Consider the following 23134-nt stretch of genomic DNA (forward strand, 5'->3'; position numbering starts at 1 on the left):
TGGGGAAATCCATGCTTTCAGGCTTGGCTCGCCACGCTAAGCAGGAAATACAGCGCTGCAAGCCATGGCCGTTGTATCATTGCGCCTGCTCATTGCGAGCCAAATGCCCCCGATGTTGAAGGAATTTTCGATGACACACGTGCAGCGCCTCAAATACTCGCTTCTGATCATCCTGGTGGTGCTGGGCCTCATGCTGGGCCTGTCGCATCTGCAGAAGCAAGGCACGATCAGTGAGCAGACCTTCCAGATGCTGGCCATTGCCATTGCGGTGGTCGTGGTGGTGATCAACGGGATTCTGCGGCGCAAGGTCAAGCCCTGACGCCTGCCGGCCGGCCACGCCAGGCGGCCTTCAGTCAGCGCGGCAACGGCTGCTCGAGCACGGCGCGTGCTTCTGGCTTGAGGCTGTAACACTTGTCGCTGCCAAGGCTGATCACACCCTCCGTACACAGCCGCTTGAGCACCTCGCGTACGCTCAGGAACGACAGCGGTATGTCCAGTTGTTCCAGCTGCGCATGTACGCCGCGTACGCCAATGCTGCGCCCGGTGCGGTCTGCGCTGTACAGCGCATCGATCACCTTCAGGCGAATAAGGCTGGTGCGCAGGCCGTATCCGCGCAGCAGTTCGCGAATCTGCACGTTGCCGGCACGCTCGTCCACGCAAGCGGCCGCTCCGTCGGCTGCTTTGCCCGGGGCGCGCCCGGTCTGCACTGAGGGTTGCGGGTTGTACATGTGAATGCTCCTTTTCGTGGACTGTCCCGAAATATGGGTGCCTCACTGATTAGGACGAATGAGAACGGCAAATCTGCAGCTTGCGCCTGAAAAAAGATTTCTGCCGGTTTTCCTTAAAGACGGTTCGCGGCGCGCGTGCGCGTAAAATTTTCATCCAGCCATTCGTCTGATCGGGAATGACCCCCTGAATCCGAGGAGTGCCCGTGTTGCCAATTTCGCGTCCCTTGACCTGTGCCAGCTTGGCGGCTGCCCTGATCGCTTCCAGCGTAGCCGTGCAGGCGCGGGAACCCAGCGCTGATGCCAGTGCGCAGATCCGCCGTACCAGTTTTGGCGTGCCGCATATCGTCGCCAAGGACGAGCGTGGCCTGGGCTATGGCATTGGTTATGCCTATGCCCAGGACAACCTGTGCCTGCTGGCCAACGAAGTGTTGACGGTCAACGGTGAGCGCTCGCGCTATTTCGGCGCCCAGGGCAAGACTGTCGAACAGCGCGATAACCTGGCCAGCGACCTGTTCTTTACCTGGCTCAACACGCCGGCGGCAGTCAGTGGCTTCATGCAGGCCCAGCCAACGCAGGTGCGTGAACTGCTGGAGGGGTATGCCAGCGGTTTCAACCGCGCCCTGGCCGAGCGACGCAGCCAAGGCCTGCCAGCGGAATGTGGCGATGGCCAGTGGGTACGCCCGATCACCAGCCAGGACCTGGTCAAACTGACCCGTCGCCTGTTGGCCGAAGGCGGTGTGGGCCAGTTCGCCGAAGCGCTGGCGGGCGCCCAGCCCCCCAAGCTGGCTGCCCAGCAAGCAGCCCCGGCCTTTGACGTGGCATTGGCCCAGCAGCAGCGCTTTGCCTCCGAGCGCGGCAGCAACGCCGTGGCCGTGGGGGCGCAGCGCTCGGCCAATGGCCGTGGCCTGCTGCTGGCCAACCCGCACTTCCCGTGGGTGGGAGGCATGCGTTTCTACCAGATGCAGCTGACCATTCCAGGCAAGCTGGATGTGATGGGGGCCGCCTTGCCTGGCCTGCCTGTGGTGAACATCGGCTTCAACCGCCACCTGGCCTGGACCCACACGGTGGACACCTCGAAGCACTTTACCCTGTATCGCCTGCAACTGGACCCCAAGGACCCGACCCACTACCTGCAGGATGGCAAGTCGATCCCCATGGCACAGCAGGCCGTGAGCGTCACGGTCAAGGCCGCCGATGGCTCGCTCAGCCAGGTCGAGCGCCAGGTCTACAGCTCCAGTTTCGGGCCGGTGGTGCAGTGGCCCGGTCGACTGGATTGGGATACCCAGGCGGCCTATAGCCTGCGCGATGCCAACCTGGACAACACGCGTGTGCTGCAGCAGTGGTTCCGCATCAACCAAGCCGACAGCCTGGATGCCCTCAAGGGGGCCATCGAGCAATTGCAGGGCATCCCATGGGTCAACACCCTGGCGGTCGATGCCGCAGGCAAGGTGCTGTACCTGAACCAGTCCGTGGTGCCTTATGTCGATCAGCAACTGCTGAGCGAATGCAGCAACCCGGCGGCGCAAGGCTCTCTGGTGGTGCTTGACGGGTCGCGCAGCGCCTGCCAGTGGAAGGTCGATGCCCAGGCCGCACAGCCTGGTATCTTCCCGGCGCGGATGCTGCCAAGCCTGGAGCGCAACGACTTCGTGCAGAATTCCAACGACCCGGCCTGGATGGCCAACCCGGCCCAGCCGTTGACCGGGTTCTCGCCCTTGATCAGTCGTAACGACCAGCCGCTGGGCATGCGCGGGCGTTTCGCCCTCGAGCGCCTGCAAGGCAACGCCAAGTTGGGCGTCGATGACCTGCAGCGCATGGTGCTGGATGACGACGTGTACCTGGCCAGCCTGGTGCTACCCGATCTGCTGCAGTGGTGCAAAGGGGCCGAGGCAGACCTGCAGGCCGTGTGCGCCAGCCTCGCCGAGTGGAATGGCAAGGCCGATCTGAACAGTGGTGTCGGCCTGGTGCATTTCCAGAACGTGGTCGATGCGATGGCCAAGCACCCGCAAAGCTGGCGCGTGGCCTTCGACCCGGCAGACCCGCAGCACACTCCGCGTGGCTTGGCGGTGGAGCAGGGGGCGGTACGCAAACTGTTGCGTGAGGCGGCCTTGGCGTCACTGCAGCAAGTGGCCAAGGCGGGCGTGGAGGAGGGCAGCCGTTGGGGGCAGATCCAGCAGGCCGCCGATGGCACGCCGGTGCCGGGCGGGCCGCAGCAGCTGGGGGTCTACAATGCGATGTTCAGCGTGCCGCACGGGCCGGGCAAGCGTCTGGTGGTCAGCGGTACCAGCTACCTGCAGGTGGTGAGTTTCACTGAAAATGGGCCACAGGCGCGTGGGCTGCTGGCGTTCTCGCAGTCCAGCGAAGCCGGCTCAGCGCACTTCAACGACCAGACCAAGGCATTTTCGGCCAAGCAGCTGGCAGCGCTGCCGTTCACCGAGGCGCAGATCAAGGCGGACCCGGCGTATCGTCAGTATGTGATTAGTGAGCGGGACAAAGGGGCCGTGGTCAGCCGGCCTTGAAGCTTTAGCCTGCGACGGCCTCTTCGCGGGTAAACCCCTTCTCACAGGAATCTCACCGCCTGTAGCTTTGGTGCGGTACTTAATGTGGGAGCGGGTTTATCCGCGAAGAAGTTGGCCTGGACGTTCAGGAGAACTCGAACGGTTCCAAGGCAAAGCCTTGCCCATCGACCTGCAGGGTCCAGCCCCTTCGGTCCCAGTCCCCCAGCACAATGCGCCGCGCCGGTTCGCCATCCACCACCAGCTTGTGAATCGCCGGCCGGTGGGTGTGGCCATGCACCAGCGTGCGCACGCCGTGCGCCGCCATTACTTTCGGCACTTCTTCCGGCGTGACGTCGACAATCTCGGTAGCCTTCATGCGTGTCTGCGCACGGCTTTCGCTGCGCAGCTTGCGCGCCAGTTTCTGTCGGGTGGCCAGCGGCAGATGCCGGAGGATCCACAGGCTCACCGGGTTGCGCAGGTAGCGGCGCATCTTCATGTAGGCCAGGTCGCGGGTGCACAGGGTGTCGCCATGCATCAGCAGCACCTGTTCACCGCCCAGCTCGATCACGCTCGGGTCGGCCAGCAGCGTGCAGCCGGCGGCCTTGCAGAAATCCTGGCCTATCAGGAAGTCGCGGTTGCCATGCATCAGGTAGATCGCCGTGCCGCTGTCGCTGAGCTGGCGCAAGGCCTGGCAGATCGACTGCTGGAACGGGGTCATGGCATCGTCACCGATCCATGCTTCGAAGAAGTCACCGAGGATGTACAACGCCTTGGCGTGACGGGCGCGGCCGTCGAGCAGATCAAGAAACGCCCGGGTGATGTCCGGGCGTTCTTCTTGCAAATGCAGATCGGAGATCAGCAGGATCACTCAATGATCTCGGCTTTCTCGATGATCACGTCTTCCTTCGGCACGTCCTGGTGGCCAGACTTGGAGCCGGTGGAAACGCCCTTGATGGCGTCGACCACTTCACGACCTTCGATCACTTCGCCGAATACCGCGTAGCCCCAACCCTGCACGTTCTTGCCGCTGTGGTTGAGGAAGTCGTTGTCGGCGACGTTGATGAAGAACTGCGCGGAAGCGGAGTGCGGCTCCATGGTGCGGGCCATGGCGATGCTGTACTTGTTGTTCTTCAGGCCGTTGTCGGCTTCGTTCTGAATGCTGGCACGCTTGTCACGTTTTTCATTCATGCCTGGCTCGAAACCGCCGCCCTGGATCATGAAGTTGTTGATCACACGGTGGAACACGGTGTTGCTGTAGTGGCCGGCTTTGACGTATTCGATGAAGTTGGCCACGGTAATCGGGGCTTTTTCAGCGTTCAGTTCAATGACGATGTCGCCGTGGTTGGTGGTCAGTTTGACTTTGGACATGCTGAAATTCGCTCTTTCAAGGCATACGGGAATAGGTTGCGCAGGGCGCGTGTAGTCACCTGACGCAGGATCGGGCAACCGCGACACATGTTCATGGCACATGCTGCACGGCGATCATTTTGCACGGATCGCGATAAAACGCGCCAGTTTGTCGGTGCCCGGCTGTCAGCAGCTTGACTGCTTCGGCTATGATAGGCCCTTTGATTCAATCGGCCTACCCAGGCCGGACACGTGCATTCAAGGATCCTATGAGCAAGCCCACTGCCGACAACGCGCCCAACGCCGCTGCCAAAGGCGCCCCCGCTGTTCCTGCGAACTTCCTGCGGCCGATCATCCAGGCCGACCTGGACTCGGGCAAGCACAGCAGCATCGTCACCCGCTTTCCGCCGGAGCCAAACGGCTACCTGCACATCGGCCACGCCAAGTCGATCTGCGTCAACTTCGGTCTGGCCAAAGAATTTGGCGGTGTCTGCCACCTGCGCTTCGACGACACCAACCCGGCCAAGGAAGACCAGGAATACATCGACGCCATCCAGAGCGACGTCAAGTGGCTGGGCTTCGACTGGGCCGGCGAAGTGCGCTATGCCTCCAACTACTTCGACCAGCTGCACGACTGGGCCGTTGAACTGATCAAGCGTGGCAAGGCCTATGTCTGCGACCTGACCCCTGATCAGGCCAAGGAATACCGCGGCAGCCTGACCGAACCCGGCAAGAACAGCCCGTTCCGCGAGCGCGGCGTCGAGGAAAACCTCGACCTGTTCGCGCGCATGAAGGCCGGCGAGTTCAAGGACGGCGAACGGGTGCTGCGCGCCAAGATCGACATGGCCTCGCCGAACATGAACCTGCGCGACCCGATCCTGTACCGCATCCGCCATGCCCATCACCACCAGACCGGTGACAAGTGGTGCATCTACCCTAACTACGACTTCACCCACGGGCAGTCCGACGCCATCGAAGGCATCACCCACTCGATCTGCACCCTCGAGTTCGAAGGCCACCGCCCGCTGTACGACTGGTTCCTCGACAACCTGCCGGTACCTGCGCACCCGCGCCAGTACGAGTTCAGCCGCCTGAACCTTAACTACACCATCACCTCCAAGCGCAAGCTCAAGCAGCTGGTCGATGAAAAACACGTCAGCGCCTGGGACGACCCGCGCATGTCGACCCTGTCGGGCTTCCGCCGTCGTGGCTACACCCCGGCGTCGATCCGCAACTTCTGCGAAATGATCGGCACCAACCGTTCCGACGGCGTGGTCGACATGTCGATGCTCGAGTTCAGCATCCGTGACGATCTCGACCGCACTGCACCACGCGCCATGTGCGTGCTGCGCCCGCTGAAGGTGGTCATCACCAACTATCCGGAAGGCCAGGTCGAGCAGCTTGAACTGCCGCGCCACCCGAAGGAAGACATGGGCGTGCGCGTGCTGCCGTTTGCCCGCGAGCTGTATATCGACCGCGACGACTTCATGGAAGAGCCGCCGAAGGGCTACAAGCGCCTGGAGCCAGCCGGTGAAGTGCGCCTGCGCGGCAGCTACGTGATCCGCGCCGACGAGGCAATCAAGGACGCTGACGGCAACATCGTCGAGCTGCGCTGCTCGTACGACCCGGACACTCTGGGCAAGAACCCGGAAGGCCGCAAGGTCAAAGGCGTGATCCACTGGGTGCCCGCTGAAGGCAGCGTCGAGTGCGAAGTACGCCTGTACGACCGCCTGTTCCGCTCCGCCAATCCGGAGAAGACCGAAGATGGCGGCAGCTTCCTCGACAACATCAACCCGGATTCGCTGCAAGTGCTGACTGGCTGCCGCGCTGAGCCGTCGCTGGGCCAGGCGCAGCCTGAGGACCGCTTCCAGTTCGAGCGCGAAGGCTACTTCTGCGCCGACCTCAAGGACAGCCAGCCGGGTCGTCCGGTGTTCAACCGCACCGTCACCCTGCGTGACTCCTGGGGCAGCTAAGGAACCGCCGTGCTTACCATCTACAACACGCTGAGCAAGACCAAGGAAGCCTTCAAGCCGCTCGATGGCAACAAGGTGCGCATGTACGTGTGCGGCATGACCGTGTACGACTACTGCCACCTTGGCCACGGCCGCAGCATGGTGGCGTTTGACCTGGTGACCCGCTGGCTGCGTAAAAGCGGCTACGACCTGACCTACGTGCGCAACATCACCGACATCGACGACAAGATCATCAACCGCGCCAACGAAAACGGCGAGGCGTTCGACGCCCTGACCGCGCGCATGATCGACGCGATGCACGAGGACGAGCGCCGTCTGAACATCCTCAAGCCGGACCTGGAACCGCGTGCCACCGACCATATCGCCGGCATGCACGCGATGATCCAGACCCTGATCGACAAGGGCTATGCCTACGCACCGGGCAACGGCGACGTGTACTACCGGGTCGGCAAGTTCGTCGGCTACGGCAAGCTGTCGCGCAAGAAGATCGAAGACCTGCGCATTGGTGCGCGCATCGAGGTCGACGAGGCCAAGCAGGACCCACTGGACTTCGTCCTGTGGAAGGGCGTCAAGCCGGGCGAGCCTTACTGGGATTCGCCGTGGGGCCCTGGCCGCCCGGGCTGGCACATCGAGTGCTCGGTGATGTCCACCTGCTGCCTGGGCGAGAGTTTCGACATCCACGGTGGCGGCAGCGACCTGGAGTTCCCGCACCACGAGAACGAGATCGCCCAGAGCGAGGCAGCCACTGGCAAGCAGTACGCCAACAGCTGGATGCACTGCGGCATGATCCGTATCAATGGCGAGAAGATGTCCAAGTCGTTGAACAACTTCTTCACCATCCGCGACGTGCTCGACAAGTACCACCCGGAGGTGGTGCGCTACCTGCTGGTGGCCAGCCACTACCGCAGCGCCATCAACTACTCCGAAGACAGCCTGCGCGATGCCAAGGGCGCCCTGGAACGCTTCTACCATGCACTGCGCGGCCTGCCGCGGGTTGCCGCCAAGGGTGGCGAAGCGTTCGTCGAGCGCTTCAGCGTGGCGATGAACGACGACTTCGGTACTCCGGAAGCGTGCGCCGTGCTGTTCGACCTGGTGCGCGAGATCAACCGCCTGCGTGACAGCGATGTCGACGCAGCGGCTGGCCTGGCCGGTCGCCTGCGTGAGCTGGGTGATGTGCTGGGCGTGCTGCAGCTGGAGGCCGACGACTTCCTGCGTGCAGGGGCGGAAGGCAAGGTCGATGCGGCTGAGGTGGAGGCCTTGATCCAGGCGCGCCTGCAGGCACGTGCGGACAAGAACTGGGCGGAATCCGACCGTATCCGTGACCAGATCACTGCCATGGGCGTGGTGCTGGAAGACAGCAAGGGTGCCACCACCTGGCGCCTGGCTGACTGATCGGTGTCATTGGGGCCGCAAAGCGGCCCCAACTTTATTTGGCCAAACCGGCCAGGGGGCAGTGCAACACCAATTTCGCCCCACCCAGCTCGCTCTCGCCAATCTCCAGCCCGAACCCGTGCAGGTCGACGATCGCCGCAACGATCGACAACCCAAGGCCGAACCCGGAATGGCGGTGGCCTTCGTCGCTACGATAAAACCGCTTCAACACCGCAGTCCGTTCCTCTTCGGGAATCCCCGGCCCGCTGTCTTCGATGGCAATGTGCACACCCAGTTCATCCTGAGTCGCCTTGATGGCAACCCGACCCTCTTCGGGCGTGAACTTGATGGCATTGCCCACCAGATTGGCCAGTGCTTCGAACAGCAACTCGCGATCACCATGCAGCGCCGGCAACTGGGCAGGCTGTTCAAGATTCAGGCGGATGCCGCCATCTTCGGCCAGCGGCAGATAGAAATCGTGCAGTTCCACCAGCAAGTCGTGCGGATCGAGCTGAACAAAACCGGCGCGACGCTGGCGGTCTTCCAGCTCGCTGATACGCAGCAGGCCACGGAAGCGTGCCATCAGCGTGTCGGTCTCGCCGATCGCCTGGTCCAGCGCTTCGGCTTGTGGCGAGTCGTGGGCGCTCTGCTGACGAATACGGTACAGCTGTGCCCGCAGGCGGGTGAGGGGGGTGCGCAGGTCGTGGGCAATGTTGTCGCAAACGCCTTTGACTTCATGCATCAGCCGTTCGATGCGGTCGAGCATGGCGTTGACGATATCGGCGAGCATATCCAGCTCATCGCGGCGCGCCGACAACGGCAAACGGTGGGTGAGGTCGCCGGCGACGATCAGTTCGGCCTGGGCCTGTATCGCACGAATGCGCTTCAGCGGGCGGCGACGCAGCAGGTACCAACCGGCAAACCCCGGAATCAGGGTTAGCGAGATACCCCACAACAAGGCATGCAGAATGATGCGGGTGACCACGAACAACGAGCCATTGTCGCGGAACAGCACCAGCCAGCGGCCATCCTGCACTTGGATCGCCACGGCATCACAGCTGTCACGTGGCATGTGCGGGTCGTCAGCGTCCAGGCAGCGCTTGAGCTCATGCACCTTGCCGTCCAGCCCAAGGTCAGGGGGAATCGCGCGAATGCGCCCGCCCACCGGGTTGAACTGGGCGTCGAACAGGCCGTAGGCATCGAAACTGCGCTCTTCGAACGCCTGGCTGGCGATCAGGGCATCGTCCAGCTGCTTGCCACTCATGTGCGCGAACAGGTGCTGGCGCTGCAGCATGGAGTGGCGGGTGAGCTTGTTCAGGTAGCTGGAGACCTCGAAATACAGCACCCCCATGAGGATGCTGCTCCAAGCCACGAACAGGAAACTGTACAGCGCCAACAGGCGACTGGTCGACGAACTCCAGCCCTTAGACGGGTTCAGCAATGGCATAACCCGAGCCCCGTACCGTACGGATCAGCGGCGACTGGCCGGCGGAGTCGATCTTCTTGCGCAGGCGGCCGATGTGCACGTCGATCAGGTTGGTGCCCGGATCGAAATGGTAGCCCCAGACTTCCTCGAAGATCATCATCCGCGTGATCACCTGGCCGCTGTGGCGCATCAGGTATTCCAGCAGCTTGTACTCGGTGGGCAGCAGGTTGAGGGTGTGTTCGCCGCGGCGGGCCTCGTGGCTGATCAGGTCCAGCTGCAGGTCGGCGACCTGCAGGCGGGTCTGGGTCATGGGTACGCTGTTGCGCCGCAGCAGCACTTCGACCCGCGCCGCCATCTCGTCCGAGGCGAACGGCTTGGTCAGGTAGTCGTCGCCGCCGGCACGCAGGCCGCGCACGCGCTCGTCGACGTCGGACAGGGCGCTGATCATCAGGATTGGCGTCGCGATCTTCAGGTTGCGCAGGGTGGTGACGATCGTCAGGCCATCGACCTCGGGCAGCATGCGGTCTACGGTGATCAGGTCGTAACCGCCGGCAATGGCCTTGGCCAAGCCCTCGCGGCCATTGTCGGCCCAATCCACTTCCAGGCCGTGGCTGGAGAGTTCGGCGACGATTTCCTGGCCGGTGACGGCGTCGTCTTCGATGGTCAGTACGCGTGGCATGCTCGTTCCTGGGCGTCTATTTGGAGATTTGATTGTGCCAAAGAATAGCCAAACAGCGATTTAAGAAAAATTCATCTACGCCGGGTAAAACAAAACGGGGCATGCCAGTGTCTGGCATGCCCCGTCGATCAGCGTGGCGCAGCGGCTCAGGCGACCTTGACGATCCAGCCTGCCGGTGCTTCGACGTCACCGCTCTGGATGCCGGTCAGCTCGTTATAGAGCTTCTGGGTGACCGGGCCGACTTTTTCCAGGTCGTGGAACACGTGCAGCTTGCCGTTGTACTCGATGCCACCGATCGGGGTGATCACCGCGGCGGTGCCGCAGGCGCCGGCTTCGATGAAGCGGTCGAGCTTGTTGATCTCGACGTCACCTTCGATCACGGTCAGGCCCAGGCGCGATTGCGCCAGTTCCATCAGCGACAGGCGGGTGATGCCTGGCAGTACCGAGGCCGATTTCGGGGTGACGAATTCGTTGTTGGCGGTGATACCGAAGAAGTTGGCCGAACCGACTTCCTCGATCTTGGTGTGGGTCAGCGGATCGAGGTAGATGGCGTCGGCGAAGTTGGCCTTCTTGGCTTCAGCGCCTGGTTGCAGGCTCGCGGCGTAGTTGCCACCGACCTTGGCTGCGCCAGTGCCCTGAGGGGCGGCACGGTCGAAGCTGGAAATCTGGAAGTTGTGCGGCTTCATGCCGCCCTTGAAGTACGAGCCAACCGGGATGGCGAAGACCGAGAAAATGAACTCGGGGGCGGTGCGCACGCCGATGTTGTCGCCGGTACCGATCACGAATGGGCGCAGGTACAGGGCGCCTTTGCCGTGTGGTGGGACGAACTTCTCATTGGCCTTGACCACTTGCTTGCACGCTTCGATGAACACATCGGTCGGCACGTGCGGCATCAGTAAACGCGCGCAGCTGCGCTGCATACGGGCGGCGTTCTGGTCTGGGCGGAACAGGTTGATCGAGCCGTCCTTGCAACGGTAGGCCTTGAGGCCTTCGAAGCACTGCTGGCCATAGTGCAGGGCGGTGGAGCCTTCACTGATGTGCAGCACGTTGTCTTCGGTCAGGGTGCCTTTGTCCCACTCACCATTGCGCCACACGGACAGGTAGCGCTTGTCGGTCTTGATGTAGTCGAAACCCAGCTTGTCCCAGTTAATGCTTTCGTTACTCATGACACCCTCGATTGTCTTGCAAGTGCCCGATCGCTCGGGCTGCTGTTATATGCGCACCACGCCACGATAATACAAACCTTGCGGATCGGGAACCGTGGCAGCGGCCTTGCGTCGCGAAAGGCAGCGAAGCCCCCCGGCAGGAGGGCTACGTTGCAGCCCTATTGCGACACAGGGGCGCTCTTGCAAACGAGATGCAGGTAACCGTCAAGTTTGAGGCGCTCGAGAAACACCGCATCATGGGAGCTGACCAGCAAAGCCCCTTGGAACTGATCCAGCATGCGCTCCAGGGCATCCAGCGAAGGCAGATCGAGGTGATTGCCAGGCTCATCGAGCAGCAACAGATCGACCGGTCGTTCGCCATACAGGATTGCTGCCAGTGCGGCCTTGAGCCGTTCGCCACCGCTTAGCAGGCCGCTGGGGAGCTCGATGCGAGCAGCATCCAGGCCCAGTTGGGCCAGGCGAGTGCGCAGGGTGGCCTGGTCCTGCGCCGGATGGGCCGCTGACAGGTGGTCAAGTGCGCTGTGCCGGCTCGGCAAGGCGCTGCAATGCTGGTCGAGCAGCGCCACTTCGCCGTTTTGGTACAGCTCGCCCGCCGTGAGCGGCAGATTGCCGAGCAGCACCTTGAACAAAGTTGACTTGCCGCTGCCATTGGCGCCGGTCAAGGCCATCCGCTGGCCCAGGCACAGGCGCAGGTCAATCGCCTGGGCGCTGCCCCTGGGCAGTCGCGCCCCTTTCAGTCGCAACACTTCCCCTCCCGCATGGCGTCGAGGTGCTGGCGGGTGAACCACGATCGGGCTGTCCTGCTCGACTTGGCGAGCCGCCTTGCACACCTGCGTCTGCAGCCCTTGCAGGGCCGTGCGATGGTCGCGCCGTTGCTTGCCGGCGGTGGCCTGGCTGCGCTCCTGTTGGCGGTCGACGAGAATTTTCGCCTGGTTGGCATGCTTGGCCTGGCGGCTGGCGCGTGCCTGGTGGCGTTCCAGGCGGTCGCGTTGGCGCTGCATTTCACGGGCTTGGTGCTGGCGTTCCTGTTTGGCGCGGTCGAGTGCCTGCAAGGCCTGCTCACGCTGCTCAGCCTTGTGCCGTTCATAAAAGTCGTAATCGCCGCCGAACGATTGCAGGCCCAGGCCAGACAGTTCGACGATGCGCGTCATGTGCCTGAGCAGCTCGCGGTCATGGCTGATGACCAGCAATCCTTTGTCCCAGGCCTGAAGCATGCGCAGCAGTTCGGCGCGGCCCTCGCGGTCCAGGTGGTTGCTGGGTTCATCAAGGATCAGGTAGTCGGCCTCGCTGAGCCATGCACCCAGCAGGGCGACCCGCATGGCCTGGCCGCCACTGAGGCGGGTGATCGGGTGCTGGTGGTCGAGGTGCCCCAAGCCCAGCTGTTGCAGGTGCTGGTGCAGCTGCTCGCGAATGTTCCAGCGCTCGCCCACGGCCTCGAAATCGTCCGGGTCGACTCCGCCTTGCTCTATGCGCTCCAGCGCGGCGATCACGCCGGCAACCTGGGCCAGGTCGGCCAGCCGCGGGCTGTGTTCGATCACCCGCTGGTCGAGGTAATGGACCCGCCCATGGCGCAGGCAGCGGCCACTGCTGGGCTCGCGCCGGCCGGCCAGTATCTGCCCGAGCAGGCTCTTGCCCACGCCGTTACGCCCGACCAGGCCGGTACAGCGTTGGTCGAGCGACAGGTTGAGGTCGGTAAACAAGGGCCTGCCATCAGGCAAGGCCAGGCAGACGCTGTCCAGCGTCAAAATCGACGTATTCGTCATGCACAACTCCACATATGCCGCGACATCTCCGGGGGCCGGAGGCTGAAGACTGGCCGTCGAAAGGACGGCGGCATCAATGGCGCATTGGACGAATACCTCTTGGAAGTGGATGTGAAAGCCTAACCGAGCGGCGAGGGCGGGTAAAGGCCCGGCAGGCCACTGCTCAACGCAAGCGCCTGCTCCAGTCACCTGCATGGCTGCGCGAGCAGGCTTCTTCACTGTCGAATCGTACATGCCAGGCAACGTGGTCCAGTTTCATACCGGCTTCATCGAGTGCCTGGGCCGTCAACGCCAGCATGCGCGCCTTGGCCTCACCTGCCAGCGCCGCTGCTTTATCGGCTTCTCGCTCGAACACCCAGGTAATGCGCAGGCTGGCCGGGTAGTCATCCGGGTCCAGCTGATGGGTCAGCCAGGTGAAGCCGACGATCTCGCCTTTTGCGGTTTCGCAGGCTTCGGTCAGGCAGCTGACCAGCTCGCGCTCCAGTCGCGCCAGCTCGCGCTTGCTCATGGCTTTCACTGGGCATCCTCATCATCGATCTGCTGGCAGAAGCGCAACAGATTGCCGAACGGGTCGCGGATCTGCATCTGCAGGCCCCAATCGACGCGTTCGGCCTGGGGCCGGGCATAGCTGTACTGCTTGTCCAGCAGTTCGCGCTCCAGTGCCAGCAGGTCTTCGGTGCGGGCGAACACGGTCGAGCCTGGGCAGGCATCGCCGTGGTGCTCACTAAGATGCAGGATCAGGCCGTCGCGGTGAATCTGCGCGTACAGCGGCAGGTCCGGACTGAAGCGGTGTTCCCAGTCGAGTTTGAAGCCCATGAAGTCGAGGTAGAACTCCTTGGCCTTGTCGACCGAAAAGATGCGCAGGATCGGGATGGCGGGGGCGAGTGACATGGCGACTCCTTGGCCGAAGGCAAACGAAGACTTTAGCGCAGCACCGAAACAGGGCCAAGTGCCGCCCCTGCAATGTGCGTTGCAACCCCGTATGCCCCATGCCAGAGCCATCGCCATGAAGGTTTCATCTTCATTCACCTGCGTAGTTGGCCCGCAACCTGCTATATCCAGCCAGCGAAATTTGATCGAGTGGTCAGCCTGCTATCGTCCACAGGTGATGCACATGACCCTCTAAACGGCCGTCAGGCCACAGATATCAAGGGGCCGCAGGATGTCGCTCGCGGAGCAGATCGAACCCACGGAACAGGACGCAGGCTGGAGTGCGCACCTGCAATTGCGCTTCGTCGAGCGTAATGGCGTGACCCGCCTTGGTGCGCGTCGTCACTTTGGCCCGCTTTTGGTGCAGCGTCCGTTCTACCCGGAGGGTGCTCCGTGCCACGTTTATGTGCTACACCCGCCCGGCGGCATCGTTGCCGGTGACCGGCTGGAACTGGACATCCACCTCGAACCCGGCAGCCATGCGTTACTGACCATGCCCGGGGCCAGCAAGTTCTACCGCAGCATCGGCCCCACCGCGCGGCTGGCCCAGCGCTTTCACCTGCAGGCTGGCAGCACGCTGGAATGGCTGCCTCAGGACAGCATCTTTTTCAACGGCGCCCGCGCCAGCCTCGACAGCCGCTTCACGCTGGAGCCGGGTGCGAAGTTGCTGGCCTGGGAAACCTTGTGTCTGGGCCGGCCGGTGATGAACGAGCGTTTCGAGCAAGGCGCCCTGGATAGCCGCCTACGTATCGACCTGCCGGGCGATCCCGGTTTGCACGAGCGGCTGCGCATTTCAGGTGGGCAACTGGCCAAGGTCGGCGGCCACCCGCTGGTCGCCACCTTCTGCGCAGCGCCGGCGACCCCGGCTGTGCTGGAGCAGGTGCGCGCGCTACTCGATGAACTCGACACCCCCGCAGGCGCGACCTTGCTCGGCTCGCTGCTGGTGATCCGCCTGCTCGACCACGACAACCAACACCTGCAACACACCCTGCAGCGCCTCTGGCATGCCCTTCGCCCGGCCGTTCTCGGCCTGGCTGCATGCCCGCCGCGCATCTGGGCCACTTGAGAGAGCGCCATGGAGCTGACCCCGAGAGAGAAAGACAAACTGCTGCTGTTCACCGCCGCGCTGCTGGCCGAACGGCGCCTGGCCCGTGGCCTGAAGCTCAACTACCCGGAGGCGGTCGCGCTGATCAGCGCCGCAGTGCTCGAAGGTGCCCGCGATGGCCGCACGGTGGCCGAGCTGATGAGCCTGGGCCGCGAAGTGATCGGCCGCGAGCAAGTCATGGAAGGCGTCGCCGAGATGCTGCATGACGTGCAGGTCGAGGCGACCTTCCCCGACGGCACCAAGCTGGTGACCGTGCACGACCCTATCGTCTGACCTGGAGCAGGAGCCCAGCATGATCCCAGGTGAAATTCAGGTCGCCGCCGGCGACATCGAACTCAACGTCGGCCGTGACACGGTCAGCGTCAGCGTGGCCAACCATGGTGACCGGCCGGTGCAGGTCGGTTCGCACTACCACTTCTACGAGGTCAACGCTGCGCTGGTGTTCGAGCGTGAGCCAACCCGTGGCTTTCGCCTCGATATCCCAGCCGGTACTGCTGTGCGCTTCGAGCCTGGCCAGTCGCGCACCGTGCAGCTGGTGGCCTATGCCGGCAAGCGTGAAGTGTACGGCTTCCAGGGCAAGGTGAATGGCCCGCTGGAGGGCAGGGCATGAGCCGGATTTCTCGTCGGGCCTACGCCGACATGTTCGGCCCCACCGTCGGCGACCGCGTGCGCCTGGCTGACACTGCGCTATGGGTGGAGGTGGAGAAGGACTTCACAATCTACGGTGAAGAGGTCAAGTTCGGTGGCGGCAAGGTTATTCGCGACGGCATGGGCCAAGGGCAGATGCTCGCGGCCGAGGCCATGGACCTGGTGCTGACCAATGCCCTGATCATCGACCACTGGGGCATCGTCAAGGCCGATATCGGCGTCAAGCACGGGCGCATTGCCGTCATCGGCAAGGCCGGTAACCCCGATGTGCAACCTGGCGTGAACGTGCCGGTCGGCCCGGGCACCGAAGTGATCGCCGCCGAGGGCAAGATCGTCACCGCTGGCGGTATCGATTCGCACATCCACTTCATCTGCCCGCAGCAGGTGGAAGAAGCGCTGACCAGCGGTGTCACCACCTTCATTGGCGGCGGCACCGGCCCGGCCACCGGCACCAATGCCACCACCTGCACCCCGGGGCCCTGGTACCTGGCGCGCATGCTCCAGGCTGCCGACTGCCTGCCGATCAACATCGGCCTGCTGGGCAAGGGCAACGCCTCGCGCCCCGAAGCGCTGCGCGAGCAGATCGCCGCAGGCGCGGTGGGCCTCAAGCTGCACGAGGACTGGGGCTCGACCCCGGCTGCCATCGACTGCTGTCTGGGCGTGGCCGAAGAAATGGATATCCAGGTGGCGATCCACACCGACACCTTGAACGAGTCGGGCTGCATCGAAGACACCCTGGCCGCCATCGGCGACCGCACCATTCACACCTTCCATACCGAAGGTGCCGGCGGCGGCCACGCGCCAGATATCATCCGTGCGGCGGGGCAGGCCAATGTGCTGCCGTCCTCGACCAACCCGACCCTGCCTTACACGGTCAACACCGTCGATGAGCACCTGGACATGCTCATGGTCTGCCACCACCTAGACCCGAGCATTGCCGAGGACGTGGCCTTTGCCGAGTCGCGCATCCGCCGCGAGACCATCGCCGCCGAAGACATCCTCCACGACATGGGCGCCTTCGCCATGACCTCGTCCGATTCCCAGGCCATGGGCCGAGTCGGCGAAGTGGTGCTGCGCACCTGGCAGGTCGCCCACCAGATGAAGCTGCGCCGTGGTCCGCTGACGCCGGACACGAGCTACAGCGATAACTTCCGGGTCAAGCGCTACATCGCCAAGTACACGATCAACCCGGCGCTGACCCACGGCATCGCCCATGAAGTCGGTTCGGTCGAGGCCGGCAAGCTGGCCGACCTGGTGCTGTGGTCGCCGGCGTTCTTCGCGGTCAAGCCGGCCCTGGTGATCAAGGGCGGGATGATCGCCACTGCGCCGATGGGCGACATCAACGGTTCGATCCCGACCCCGCAGCCGGTGCACTACCGGCCCATGTTCGGCGCCATGGGGGCTGCCCGCCACGCCACGCGCATGACCTTCCTGCCCCAGGCCGCAATGGACCGCGGCCTGCATCAGGAGTTGGGCCTGCAGAGCCTGATCGGTGTCGCCCACGGCTGCCGTCGGGTGCGCAAGGCCGACATGGTTCACAACACCTTGCAGCCCGTGATCGAAGTCGATTCGCAGACCTACCAGGTACGCGCCGACGGCGAGTTGCTGGTCTGCGAGCCCGCCAGCGAGCTGCCGCTGGCCCAGCGCTATTTCCTGTTCTGAAGGAGTGAAGATGATTGTCCTGACCCGCCGGATCGAGGCATCCGAGACCGTCACCGGTACCGTGACCCTGGACGTCGACAGCCGTATCAAAAGCCGCCTGCGCGTGACCCTGGACGATGGCCGCGAAGCCGGGCTGATGCTCGAACGTGGCCACCTGCTGCGCGGCGGCGAACTGCTCGCCGATGCCTCGGCAGGCCAGGTGATTCGCGTGCTGGCTGCAGCTGAAGCGGTATCGACCGTGCGTTGTGCCGACCCGCACTTGCTGGCCCGCGCCGCCTATCACCTGGGCAACCGCCACGTCCCCCTGCAAATCGATCCGGGCTTGCTGCGCTATCAGCATGACCATGTCCTCGACGACATGCTGCGCGGCCTGGGCCTGACGGTGGAAGCCGAGCAAGCACCGTTCGAGCCGGAAGCCGGTGCCTACCAGAGCGCGCCACACAGCCACAGCCATGGCCACGACCATCCGTTCGTGCGCCTGCCAGCCCATTCCTGAACCCTTCATCAAAGGAGCCCACCATGAAAAAGATTTTCGCCGTTGCCCTGCTGATGGTCGCACTGCCGGCCTTTGCCCACCCTGGTCACGACGGCAATCCGTTGCAGGATGGCCTGCTGCACCCGCTGACGGGCCTCGACCACCTGCTGATGCTGCTGGGTACCGGTGTGCTGGCCGCACTGACCCGACGCAACCTGACCCTGCCGCTGGCCACCCTGGCCTCGATGTTCGCCGGCGCCGTGTGCGGCCACCTGTTCGGCGATGTGCTGGGCATGGAAACCCTGATCGCCGTGTCCGTGCTGGTGGCGGCCACTGCGGTGCTGCTGCCAAGCCGTCAGCTGCTGTTGGCCACGGCCATGCCGGTGTTCGCACTGTTCCATGGCTGGGCCCACGGTGTGGAAGCCACGCCGAGCGCCTTCTGGATGTTCAGCGCTGGCTTCGTCACCGTCAGTGGCCTGCTGCTGGCCGTCGGCTTTGGCGTTGGCTGCCTGCTGCGCCGCCACAGCGGCCTGCAGAAGGCCTTCGGTGGCGGCATGCTGGCCGGCGCCGCACTGGTACTGGCCGGTTGATGAACAGCGACCTGGCACTGCTGCGCCTGCTGCAGCTGGCCAGCCCCAGCCTGCCGGTGGGTGGTTTCACTTACTCGCAAGGTTTGGAGTGGGCCGTCGAGGCGGGTTGGGTGCAGGGTACTGCCGGCTTCAGCGCCTGGCAGCGCGAGCAGATGCACGACACCCTGGCCTGCCTGGACTGGCCGGTGCTGGCGCGCCTGTACCGCGCCTGCGAGGCGGGCGACGCACAAGCGTTCAGCCACTGGAGCCACTTTCTGCTGGCCAACCGCGAAACCGCCGAGCTGCGCCTGGAAGAACAGCAGCGCGGCTCGGCCCTGGCGCGCCTGCTCGATGGCTGGCAGCTGGGCCAGGACCCGGCCTGGCGCACCAGCCTCGAACTCAGCCAGCTCGGCGGCATGGCCTGGCTCGCCGCGCACTGGCACATCCCGCTGCGTCAACTCGCTCTCGGCCATGCCTTCGCCTGGCTTGAGGGTGCGGTGATGGCGGGGGTCAAGCTGGTGCCGTTCGGCCAACAGGCGGCGCAGACCCTGCTGCGCGACCTTGGCGCCGAACTGCCCGGCGTGCTGGACCAGGCACTGGCATTGGCCGACGACCAGCTCGGCGGTGGCCTGCCGCTGCTGGCAATTGCTTCTTCGCGTCACGAAACCCAATACACCCGTTTGTTCCGTTCCTGAGGACTGCCTCCATGCAAAGCTATCAGCAACCCCTGCGCGTCGGTGTCGGCGGCCCGGTCGGCTCTGGCAAGACCGCACTGCTCGAATGCCTGTGCAAGGCCATGCGCGATCACTACCAGATCGCCGTGGTAACCAATGACATCTACACCAAGGAAGACCAGCGCATCCTGACCGAAGCCGGTGCGCTGGAGCCAGAGCGTATCGTCGGTGTCGAAACCGGTGGCTGCCCGCACACCGCCATCCGCGAGGATGCCTCGATGAACCTGGCCGCCGTCGAAGCGCTGGCGCGCAAGTTTGGCAACCTTGAAGTGATCTTTGTCGAAAGCGGTGGCGACAACCTCAGCGCTACCTTCAGCCCGGAGCTGGCCGACCTGACCATCTACGTCATCGACGTGGCCGAGGGCGAGAAGATCCCACGCAAGGGTGGGCCCGGCATCACCAAGTCGGACTTCCTGGTGATCAACAAGACCGACCTGGCGCCATACGTCGGCGCCTCGCTGGAGGTCATGGAGCGTGATACCCAGCGCATGCGCCCGCAGCGGCCCTGGACCTTCAGCAACCTGAAGAAGGGCGAAGGCTTGCAGGCGGTGATCGACTTCATCGTGGAGCGGGGGATGCTGGGGGTGAGGGGCTGAAGTCCAGCATCTCGACGCGGTTGCGGCCATTCTGCTTGGCCTTGTACAGCATCTCGTCTGCCTGCTTGAGCACGGTCTCGGCCAGCTCGGTGTCGGGCTGGCGGCAGGCCACGCCGACCGACAGGGTGAGGGTGCCGCAGTGGGGCGTGTCAGCCTGCTCGACCGCCTCACGGATGCGCTCGGCAATACGCCGGGCATCGGCCAGGGTGGTGTCCGGCAGCAGCATGGTGAACTCCTCGCCGCCGACCCGGCAGGGCAGGTCATGCAGGCGGGAGTTCTGCTGCAGCACTTCAGCCAGGTGCTTTAGCACGTCATCGCCTGCGTCATGCCCGTAGGTGTCGTTGACCCGTTTGAAGAAGTCGATGTCCAGGGCCAGCACGGCGAATGCCTGCTGGCTTTCCATCAAGGCGGCCAGTGCCAATTGCAGCGCCCGCCGATTTGCCAGGCCGGTGAGCGCATCGCTCTGGGCTTCCTGGCGCAGCTTGCCGAATTTCTCCTGCATCAGGCGCTCGGCGGTGAGCAGGGCGCGGCGAATGGCGGCGGCCTCCACGTACCAGGCGGCGATGGCGCGCAGTTCATCGGCGGTCTCATTGGCTGAAAGGTGCGTGGCGCCGTATGCCAGCTGGCGCAGTGGCTTGATCAGCCGGTAGGTCGTCCACAGCATCAGCGCAAAGCCGATCAGGCTGGCCGGCAGAATGTACAGCAGCACCTTGCGCATTAGCTCATGCAAGGGGGCCAGGGCCAGCGCGCGCGGTTGCTGGGCGACCACGGCCCAGTGCGCGCCAGGTACCGGGGCGAAACCGGCGAGCATGGGGATGCCGATGTAGTTGGGCGTATCCAGGTTACCGGTTTCGCCGCGCAGCGCCGCCTCGATGGTCGGGCTGCCGGTGGCCAGGGCGCCGATGCGTTCATGGTCGGGGTGGTAGAGCAGGCGTTCGTTGGCGTCGGCAACAAAGGCAAAGGTGCCGTCATGTTGGTAGTGCTGGCCGATCACCGTATGCAGTTCGCTTTCTTTCTTGAGAAACACCGAGCCACCGACGATGCCCAGGTAGCGGCCGTCCTTGGCGAAGATCGGCTCGGAGATGAACACCACCAGGTCGCCACCCCGTGAGGTATAGGCAGGGCTGACCTGGGGCCTGCGGGCATCGACGGCCTGCTGGATCTCCGACGCACGCTGGCGGTGGCTGGCGATCTGGCGAATGTCCGGGTACGCCACCAGCACTTGCCCTTGGGCATTGACGATGACGATCGAATTGAAGTCCTCGTCCTGGGTTTGCAGGCGCCTGGCTTCGGCTTGCAGTAACGCCGGGTCATCCAGACCGGCGGCAAGCTGCCAGGCGCTGTAGGTCAGGTGGTTGCGGGCCGAGCGCAGGAACTCGGTGATGCTCGAGGCCACCTTGCTGGCGTAGGCCTGGTTGGCTTGCAGGGAGAACTGCACCAGGGTGGCCAGTTGCACCCGGTAGGCGACATACAAGGTGTTGCACAAGGTGGCCAGGCAAGCCAGCACGACGATGCCGACTACCAGGGTTCGCAGGTCGAGCATGGGTAAGCGCTTGGGCAAGGCGGGCCTGTCCGGCAAGGGCGACGGGCTCAAGTATGGCCGGTTTTTGCCCGGCTGCTGCCCACGTGCCATTGTGCTGCAAGTGGCACGTCGGCGACGGATCACTCATGGCAGCAATGGGGTTTGCCGGGCTGGCCCTCGTAGCGATCGTGGTGCCGTACCCAATCCATGGTCCCGGCTTCGTTGCGCCCCAGTGGCGCGATATCGAGGAAGTTGTAGGTGTTGACCAGGATGTCCAGGCCACGGGCGTAGGTGGAGTAGGTATGGTAGAGCGTGCCATCCGGGTCTTTGTAGAAGGCACTCAGGCCCGGTAGTTCGGCCTCGTTGCCGGTGTACGGCTCGTAGTTGTACTGGCGTTGGTCCTCGGTGCCGACGCTGACGCCGAAGTCCTCGTTGAATCCGCTGCCATTCGATGAATACCAGGGGAACCGCCAGCCCATGCGCTGGCGGAAAGCCTGGAATTCAGCGCAGGGCGCGCGCGACACGGCGACCAGCGAGACGTCGTGATGGGCCAGGTGCAGGTTGGCGCCATCGAAATGATCGGCAAGGAACGAGCAGCCTGGGCAGCCTTCGCTCCAGCCCTCGGCAAACATGAAGTGATAGACCAGCAGCTGGCTGCGCCCGGCAAACAGGTCGGCCAGGCTCAGTTCGCCGTCCGGGCCTTGGAAACGGTAGGGCTGCTCGACCTTGACCCAGGGCAGGGCACGACGGGCAACGGCCAGTTCATCGCGCTGGTGGGTGAAGGCTTTTTCGTGCAGCCACAGCTGACGGCGGGCGGCCAGCCATTGCTCGCGCGAGGCGATCGGGTGTTTAGGATCGGGGGTGCTCATGGGGGCTGACTCCGTGAGGGGATTCAGTGAGTGGTCGATTCGAAGAGGGGTGGATCGACAGGCTTGGAGCAGGGCCGACGAGTGGTCTGCGGGTGTAGGGCGGGAGGGTTGTGGCGCCTGCGAGATCGAGCGCCGCCCGCGCGGCGCATCGCGAGCTACGCTCGCTCCTACGCTTGTTTCGGGCCAATTATTCCTGCACGATTTGCGCGCGAACGCTTGGGCGCATGACGCGATATCGCGTCGTAGCAACAAGGCGGTCGCGCGCCGCTACCACAAGCGTTACTGGCCCGAAACAAGCGTAGGAGCGAGCGTAGCTCGCGATGCGCCGCGCGGGCGGCGCTCGGTTGCCGCCTTGATCAAAAAATCACGGCGACCACATTGCTGCCTCAGCCGTGCATGGTCTCGATCAACTCCCACAGCTGTGGATCATTGAAATCCTTCACCACCAGTTTCGCCCCGGCCGCCAGCAGCCGTTCCGGTGTCTGAGTAGTGGCAACGCCCACGGTAAAGATCCCGGCCCCGCTTGCCGCAGTCACCCCCGGCAACGAATCCTCGAACGCCAGCGCCTCGCCCGCAACAGCTTCCAGGCGCTGCAAGCCGGCCAGATAGGGCAGCGGATCAGGCTTCGCCCGCTCCAGCTCTTCGGCCACCAGCACATGTTCGAAGCGCTCGCCAAGCCCCATGGCCGTGAGCATGTGCTCTGCATTCAGCCGCGGCGCATTGGTCACCACGCACATGCCGATGTCCCAGGCTCGCGCATGGTCCATCAGGCGCAGCAGGCCAGGCATGGGTTGCAGCACAGGTGACAGTACACGGAAAAGCGCTTCCTTGCGGTCGGCCAGCGCTTGGCGCTCGATTGTGTCGGCAAGCGGAAACAATTCGGCAAACAGTTCGCCATTGGCCCGGCCGCTGATCTGGGCATCGAATTGTTCCTGGGTCAGCTCGCGGCCGTCATGGTCATGCAGCAGTTGACGGAAGGCCTGCAAGTGCAGGGTGTCGGTGTCGGTCAAGGTTCCATCGAGATCGAACAGCAGGGCAGTCAGCATCAGGTATCCAGGTATTCAAAAAAACAAAAG

The 23134-nt window shown here is 63.9% G+C and carries 24 protein-coding genes; 12 read left to right on the plus strand and 12 right to left on the minus strand.

Translation table 11 applies throughout. The annotated features are described in order from the left end of the window. The first annotated feature begins 130 nt into the window (after positions 1 to 130). The gene (locus tag BGP85_RS10275; RefSeq protein ID WP_003248064.1) at positions 131 to 319 is read left to right on the plus strand and encodes a hypothetical protein; all 189 of its coding nucleotides are present in this window, start codon (positions 131 to 133) and stop codon (positions 317 to 319) included. Between the two features lie 34 nt (positions 320 to 353). Here BGP85_RS10275 and BGP85_RS10280 read toward each other — a convergent pair whose 3' ends face one another. Further along, positions 354 to 728, minus strand: coding sequence for a fe2+ zn2+ uptake regulation protein (locus BGP85_RS10280; RefSeq protein ID WP_103447063.1), 375 nt, complete (start codon positions 726 to 728; stop codon positions 354 to 356). Between the two features lie 203 nt (positions 729 to 931). On the opposite strand from BGP85_RS10280, the gene pvdQ reads away from it, so the two are divergent. Next, on the plus strand, positions 932 to 3244 hold the full coding sequence (pvdQ, locus tag BGP85_RS10285) for a bifunctional acylase PvdQ (protein ID WP_103447064.1): 2313 nt from the start codon (positions 932 to 934) through the stop codon (positions 3242 to 3244). Between the two features lie 124 nt (positions 3245 to 3368). On the opposite strand, the gene lpxH is transcribed toward pvdQ, so the two are convergent. Together lpxH and BGP85_RS10295 are read right to left on the minus strand one after the other, a co-directional pair. Next, on the minus strand, positions 3369 to 4091 hold the full coding sequence (gene lpxH / locus BGP85_RS10290) for a UDP-2,3-diacylglucosamine diphosphatase (RefSeq protein WP_103447065.1): 723 nt from the start codon (positions 4089 to 4091) through the stop codon (positions 3369 to 3371). Continuing rightward, a complete protein-coding gene (locus BGP85_RS10295; RefSeq protein WP_103447066.1) occupies positions 4088 to 4591 on the minus strand; it encodes a peptidylprolyl isomerase in 504 nt (167 codons plus the stop codon). Before BGP85_RS10295 ends, lpxH begins: the two co-directional genes overlap by 4 nt. A gap of 248 nt (positions 4592 to 4839) precedes the next feature. Between BGP85_RS10295 and BGP85_RS10300 the strand changes: the two genes are divergently transcribed. Together BGP85_RS10300 and cysS are read left to right on the plus strand one after the other, a co-directional pair. Continuing rightward, positions 4840 to 6543, plus strand: a complete 1704-nt coding sequence (locus tag BGP85_RS10300) for a glutamine--tRNA ligase/YqeY domain fusion protein (protein WP_060507419.1) — start codon at positions 4840 to 4842, stop codon at positions 6541 to 6543. Positions 6544 to 6552: 9 nt separating this feature from the next. Beyond that, on the plus strand, positions 6553 to 7935 hold the full coding sequence (gene cysS, locus BGP85_RS10305; protein WP_103447067.1) for a cysteine--tRNA ligase: 1383 nt from the start codon (positions 6553 to 6555) through the stop codon (positions 7933 to 7935). Positions 7936 to 7969: 34 nt separating this feature from the next. Here cysS and BGP85_RS10310 read toward each other — a convergent pair whose 3' ends face one another. The 6 genes from BGP85_RS10310 to BGP85_RS10335 form a co-directional block, all read right to left on the minus strand. Next, a complete protein-coding gene (locus BGP85_RS10310) occupies positions 7970 to 9361 on the minus strand; it encodes a sensor histidine kinase (protein ID WP_103447068.1) in 1392 nt (463 codons plus the stop codon). Further along, the gene (locus BGP85_RS10315; RefSeq protein WP_103447069.1) at positions 9339 to 10019 is read right to left on the minus strand and encodes a response regulator transcription factor; all 681 of its coding nucleotides are present in this window, start codon (positions 10017 to 10019) and stop codon (positions 9339 to 9341) included. Before BGP85_RS10315 ends, BGP85_RS10310 begins: the two co-directional genes overlap by 23 nt. A gap of 146 nt (positions 10020 to 10165) precedes the next feature. Further along, positions 10166 to 11185: a branched-chain amino acid aminotransferase gene (locus BGP85_RS10320; RefSeq protein WP_012272061.1), complete on the minus strand. Its 1020-nt coding sequence runs from the start codon at positions 11183 to 11185 to the stop codon at positions 10166 to 10168. A 158-nt stretch (positions 11186 to 11343) separates the two neighbouring features. Next, on the minus strand, positions 11344 to 12948 hold the full coding sequence (locus tag BGP85_RS10325) for an ABC-F family ATP-binding cassette domain-containing protein (protein WP_103447070.1): 1605 nt from the start codon (positions 12946 to 12948) through the stop codon (positions 11344 to 11346). Between the two features lie 163 nt (positions 12949 to 13111). After that, positions 13112 to 13465 (minus strand): hypothetical protein, encoded by a 354-nt coding sequence (locus BGP85_RS10330; RefSeq protein ID WP_103447071.1) that lies wholly within the window; start codon positions 13463 to 13465, stop codon positions 13112 to 13114. Then, entirely contained in the window at positions 13462 to 13839 is a 378-nt protein-coding gene (locus tag BGP85_RS10335) for a glyoxalase superfamily protein (RefSeq protein WP_103447072.1), read from the minus strand. Before BGP85_RS10335 ends, BGP85_RS10330 begins: the two co-directional genes overlap by 4 nt. A gap of 271 nt (positions 13840 to 14110) precedes the next feature. Here BGP85_RS10335 and BGP85_RS10340 point away from each other — a divergent pair, with 271 nt between their 5' ends. From BGP85_RS10340 to ureG, 8 genes are read left to right on the plus strand one after another with little or no spacing between them, the layout of a single operon-like run. Beyond that, entirely contained in the window at positions 14111 to 14944 is an 834-nt protein-coding gene (locus BGP85_RS10340; RefSeq protein WP_103447073.1) for an urease accessory protein UreD, read from the plus strand. Between the two features lie 9 nt (positions 14945 to 14953). Then, positions 14954 to 15256, plus strand: coding sequence for an urease subunit gamma (locus BGP85_RS10345; protein ID WP_027916767.1), 303 nt, complete (start codon positions 14954 to 14956; stop codon positions 15254 to 15256). 19 nt (positions 15257 to 15275) lie between these two features. Beyond that, the gene (locus BGP85_RS10350; protein WP_103447074.1) at positions 15276 to 15593 is read left to right on the plus strand and encodes an urease subunit beta; all 318 of its coding nucleotides are present in this window, start codon (positions 15276 to 15278) and stop codon (positions 15591 to 15593) included. Next, on the plus strand, positions 15590 to 17293 hold the full coding sequence (ureC, locus tag BGP85_RS10355) for an urease subunit alpha (protein WP_103447075.1): 1704 nt from the start codon (positions 15590 to 15592) through the stop codon (positions 17291 to 17293). Before BGP85_RS10350 ends, ureC begins: the two co-directional genes overlap by 4 nt. 10 nt (positions 17294 to 17303) lie before the next feature. Next, on the plus strand, positions 17304 to 17789 hold the full coding sequence (ureE, locus tag BGP85_RS10360; protein ID WP_103447076.1) for an urease accessory protein UreE: 486 nt from the start codon (positions 17304 to 17306) through the stop codon (positions 17787 to 17789). Positions 17790 to 17812: 23 nt separating this feature from the next. Further along, complete coding sequence (locus BGP85_RS10365) at positions 17813 to 18358, plus strand: HupE/UreJ family protein (RefSeq protein WP_103447077.1); 546 nt, start codon at positions 17813 to 17815, stop codon at positions 18356 to 18358. Continuing rightward, positions 18358 to 19032, plus strand: a complete 675-nt coding sequence (locus BGP85_RS10370; protein ID WP_103447078.1) for an urease accessory protein UreF — start codon at positions 18358 to 18360, stop codon at positions 19030 to 19032. Before BGP85_RS10365 ends, BGP85_RS10370 begins: the two co-directional genes overlap by 1 nt. Positions 19033 to 19043: 11 nt before the next feature. Beyond that, positions 19044 to 19667 carry an urease accessory protein UreG gene (ureG, locus tag BGP85_RS10375; protein WP_027916761.1) on the plus strand — a complete coding sequence of 208 codons (624 nt, stop codon included), beginning with the start codon at positions 19044 to 19046 and terminating at the stop codon, positions 19665 to 19667. Here ureG and BGP85_RS10380 read toward each other — a convergent pair. The 3 genes from BGP85_RS10380 to BGP85_RS10390 form a co-directional block, all read right to left on the minus strand. Further along, positions 19630 to 21210, minus strand: a complete 1581-nt coding sequence (locus BGP85_RS10380; protein WP_258035853.1) for a GGDEF domain-containing protein — start codon at positions 21208 to 21210, stop codon at positions 19630 to 19632. The genes ureG and BGP85_RS10380 overlap by 38 nt on opposite strands. A 119-nt stretch (positions 21211 to 21329) precedes the next feature. Continuing rightward, positions 21330 to 22058 (minus strand): DUF899 domain-containing protein, encoded by a 729-nt coding sequence (locus BGP85_RS10385; RefSeq protein ID WP_103447080.1) that lies wholly within the window; start codon positions 22056 to 22058, stop codon positions 21330 to 21332. 386 nt (positions 22059 to 22444) lie between these two features. After that, positions 22445 to 23104, minus strand: a complete 660-nt coding sequence (locus BGP85_RS10390; protein ID WP_103447081.1) for an HAD family hydrolase — start codon at positions 23102 to 23104, stop codon at positions 22445 to 22447. Between the last annotated feature and the right edge of the window lie 30 nt (positions 23105 to 23134).

Source organism: Pseudomonas putida, assembly GCF_002906855.1.
GTDB lineage: Bacteria > Pseudomonadota > Gammaproteobacteria > Pseudomonadales > Pseudomonadaceae > Aquipseudomonas > Aquipseudomonas putida_N.

Excerpts from the sequence above, each read along its gene's own strand:
- BGP85_RS10275 (WP_003248064.1), top strand. The coding sequence starts at position 131 with ATGACACACGTGCAGCGCCTCAAATACTCGCTTCTGATCATCCTGGTG.
- BGP85_RS10280 (WP_103447063.1), bottom strand. The coding sequence starts at position 728 with ATGTACAACCCGCAACCCTCAGTGCAGACCGGGCGCGCCCCGGGCAAA.
- BGP85_RS10295 (WP_103447066.1), bottom strand. The coding sequence starts at position 4,591 with ATGTCCAAAGTCAAACTGACCACCAACCACGGCGACATCGTCATTGAA.
- BGP85_RS10300 (WP_060507419.1), top strand. The coding sequence starts at position 4,840 with ATGAGCAAGCCCACTGCCGACAACGCGCCCAACGCCGCTGCCAAAGGC.
- BGP85_RS10310 (WP_103447068.1), bottom strand. The coding sequence starts at position 9,361 with ATGCCATTGCTGAACCCGTCTAAGGGCTGGAGTTCGTCGACCAGTCGC.
- BGP85_RS10315 (WP_103447069.1), bottom strand. The coding sequence starts at position 10,019 with ATGCCACGCGTACTGACCATCGAAGACGACGCCGTCACCGGCCAGGAA.
- BGP85_RS10320 (WP_012272061.1), bottom strand. The coding sequence starts at position 11,185 with ATGAGTAACGAAAGCATTAACTGGGACAAGCTGGGTTTCGACTACATC.
- BGP85_RS10325 (WP_103447070.1), bottom strand. The coding sequence starts at position 12,948 with ATGACGAATACGTCGATTTTGACGCTGGACAGCGTCTGCCTGGCCTTG.
- BGP85_RS10335 (WP_103447072.1), bottom strand. The coding sequence starts at position 13,839 with ATGTCACTCGCCCCCGCCATCCCGATCCTGCGCATCTTTTCGGTCGAC.
- BGP85_RS10340 (WP_103447073.1), top strand. The coding sequence starts at position 14,111 with ATGTCGCTCGCGGAGCAGATCGAACCCACGGAACAGGACGCAGGCTGG.
- BGP85_RS10345 (WP_027916767.1), top strand. The coding sequence starts at position 14,954 with ATGGAGCTGACCCCGAGAGAGAAAGACAAACTGCTGCTGTTCACCGCC.
- BGP85_RS10350 (WP_103447074.1), top strand. The coding sequence starts at position 15,276 with ATGATCCCAGGTGAAATTCAGGTCGCCGCCGGCGACATCGAACTCAAC.
- ureC (WP_103447075.1), top strand. The coding sequence starts at position 15,590 with ATGAGCCGGATTTCTCGTCGGGCCTACGCCGACATGTTCGGCCCCACC.
- ureE (WP_103447076.1), top strand. The coding sequence starts at position 17,304 with ATGATTGTCCTGACCCGCCGGATCGAGGCATCCGAGACCGTCACCGGT.
- BGP85_RS10365 (WP_103447077.1), top strand. The coding sequence starts at position 17,813 with ATGAAAAAGATTTTCGCCGTTGCCCTGCTGATGGTCGCACTGCCGGCC.
- BGP85_RS10370 (WP_103447078.1), top strand. The coding sequence starts at position 18,358 with ATGAACAGCGACCTGGCACTGCTGCGCCTGCTGCAGCTGGCCAGCCCC.
- ureG (WP_027916761.1), top strand. The coding sequence starts at position 19,044 with ATGCAAAGCTATCAGCAACCCCTGCGCGTCGGTGTCGGCGGCCCGGTC.
- BGP85_RS10380 (WP_258035853.1), bottom strand. The coding sequence starts at position 21,210 with ATGCTCGACCTGCGAACCCTGGTAGTCGGCATCGTCGTGCTGGCTTGC.
- BGP85_RS10385 (WP_103447080.1), bottom strand. The coding sequence starts at position 22,058 with ATGAGCACCCCCGATCCTAAACACCCGATCGCCTCGCGCGAGCAATGG.
- BGP85_RS10390 (WP_103447081.1), bottom strand. The coding sequence starts at position 23,104 with ATGCTGACTGCCCTGCTGTTCGATCTCGATGGAACCTTGACCGACACC.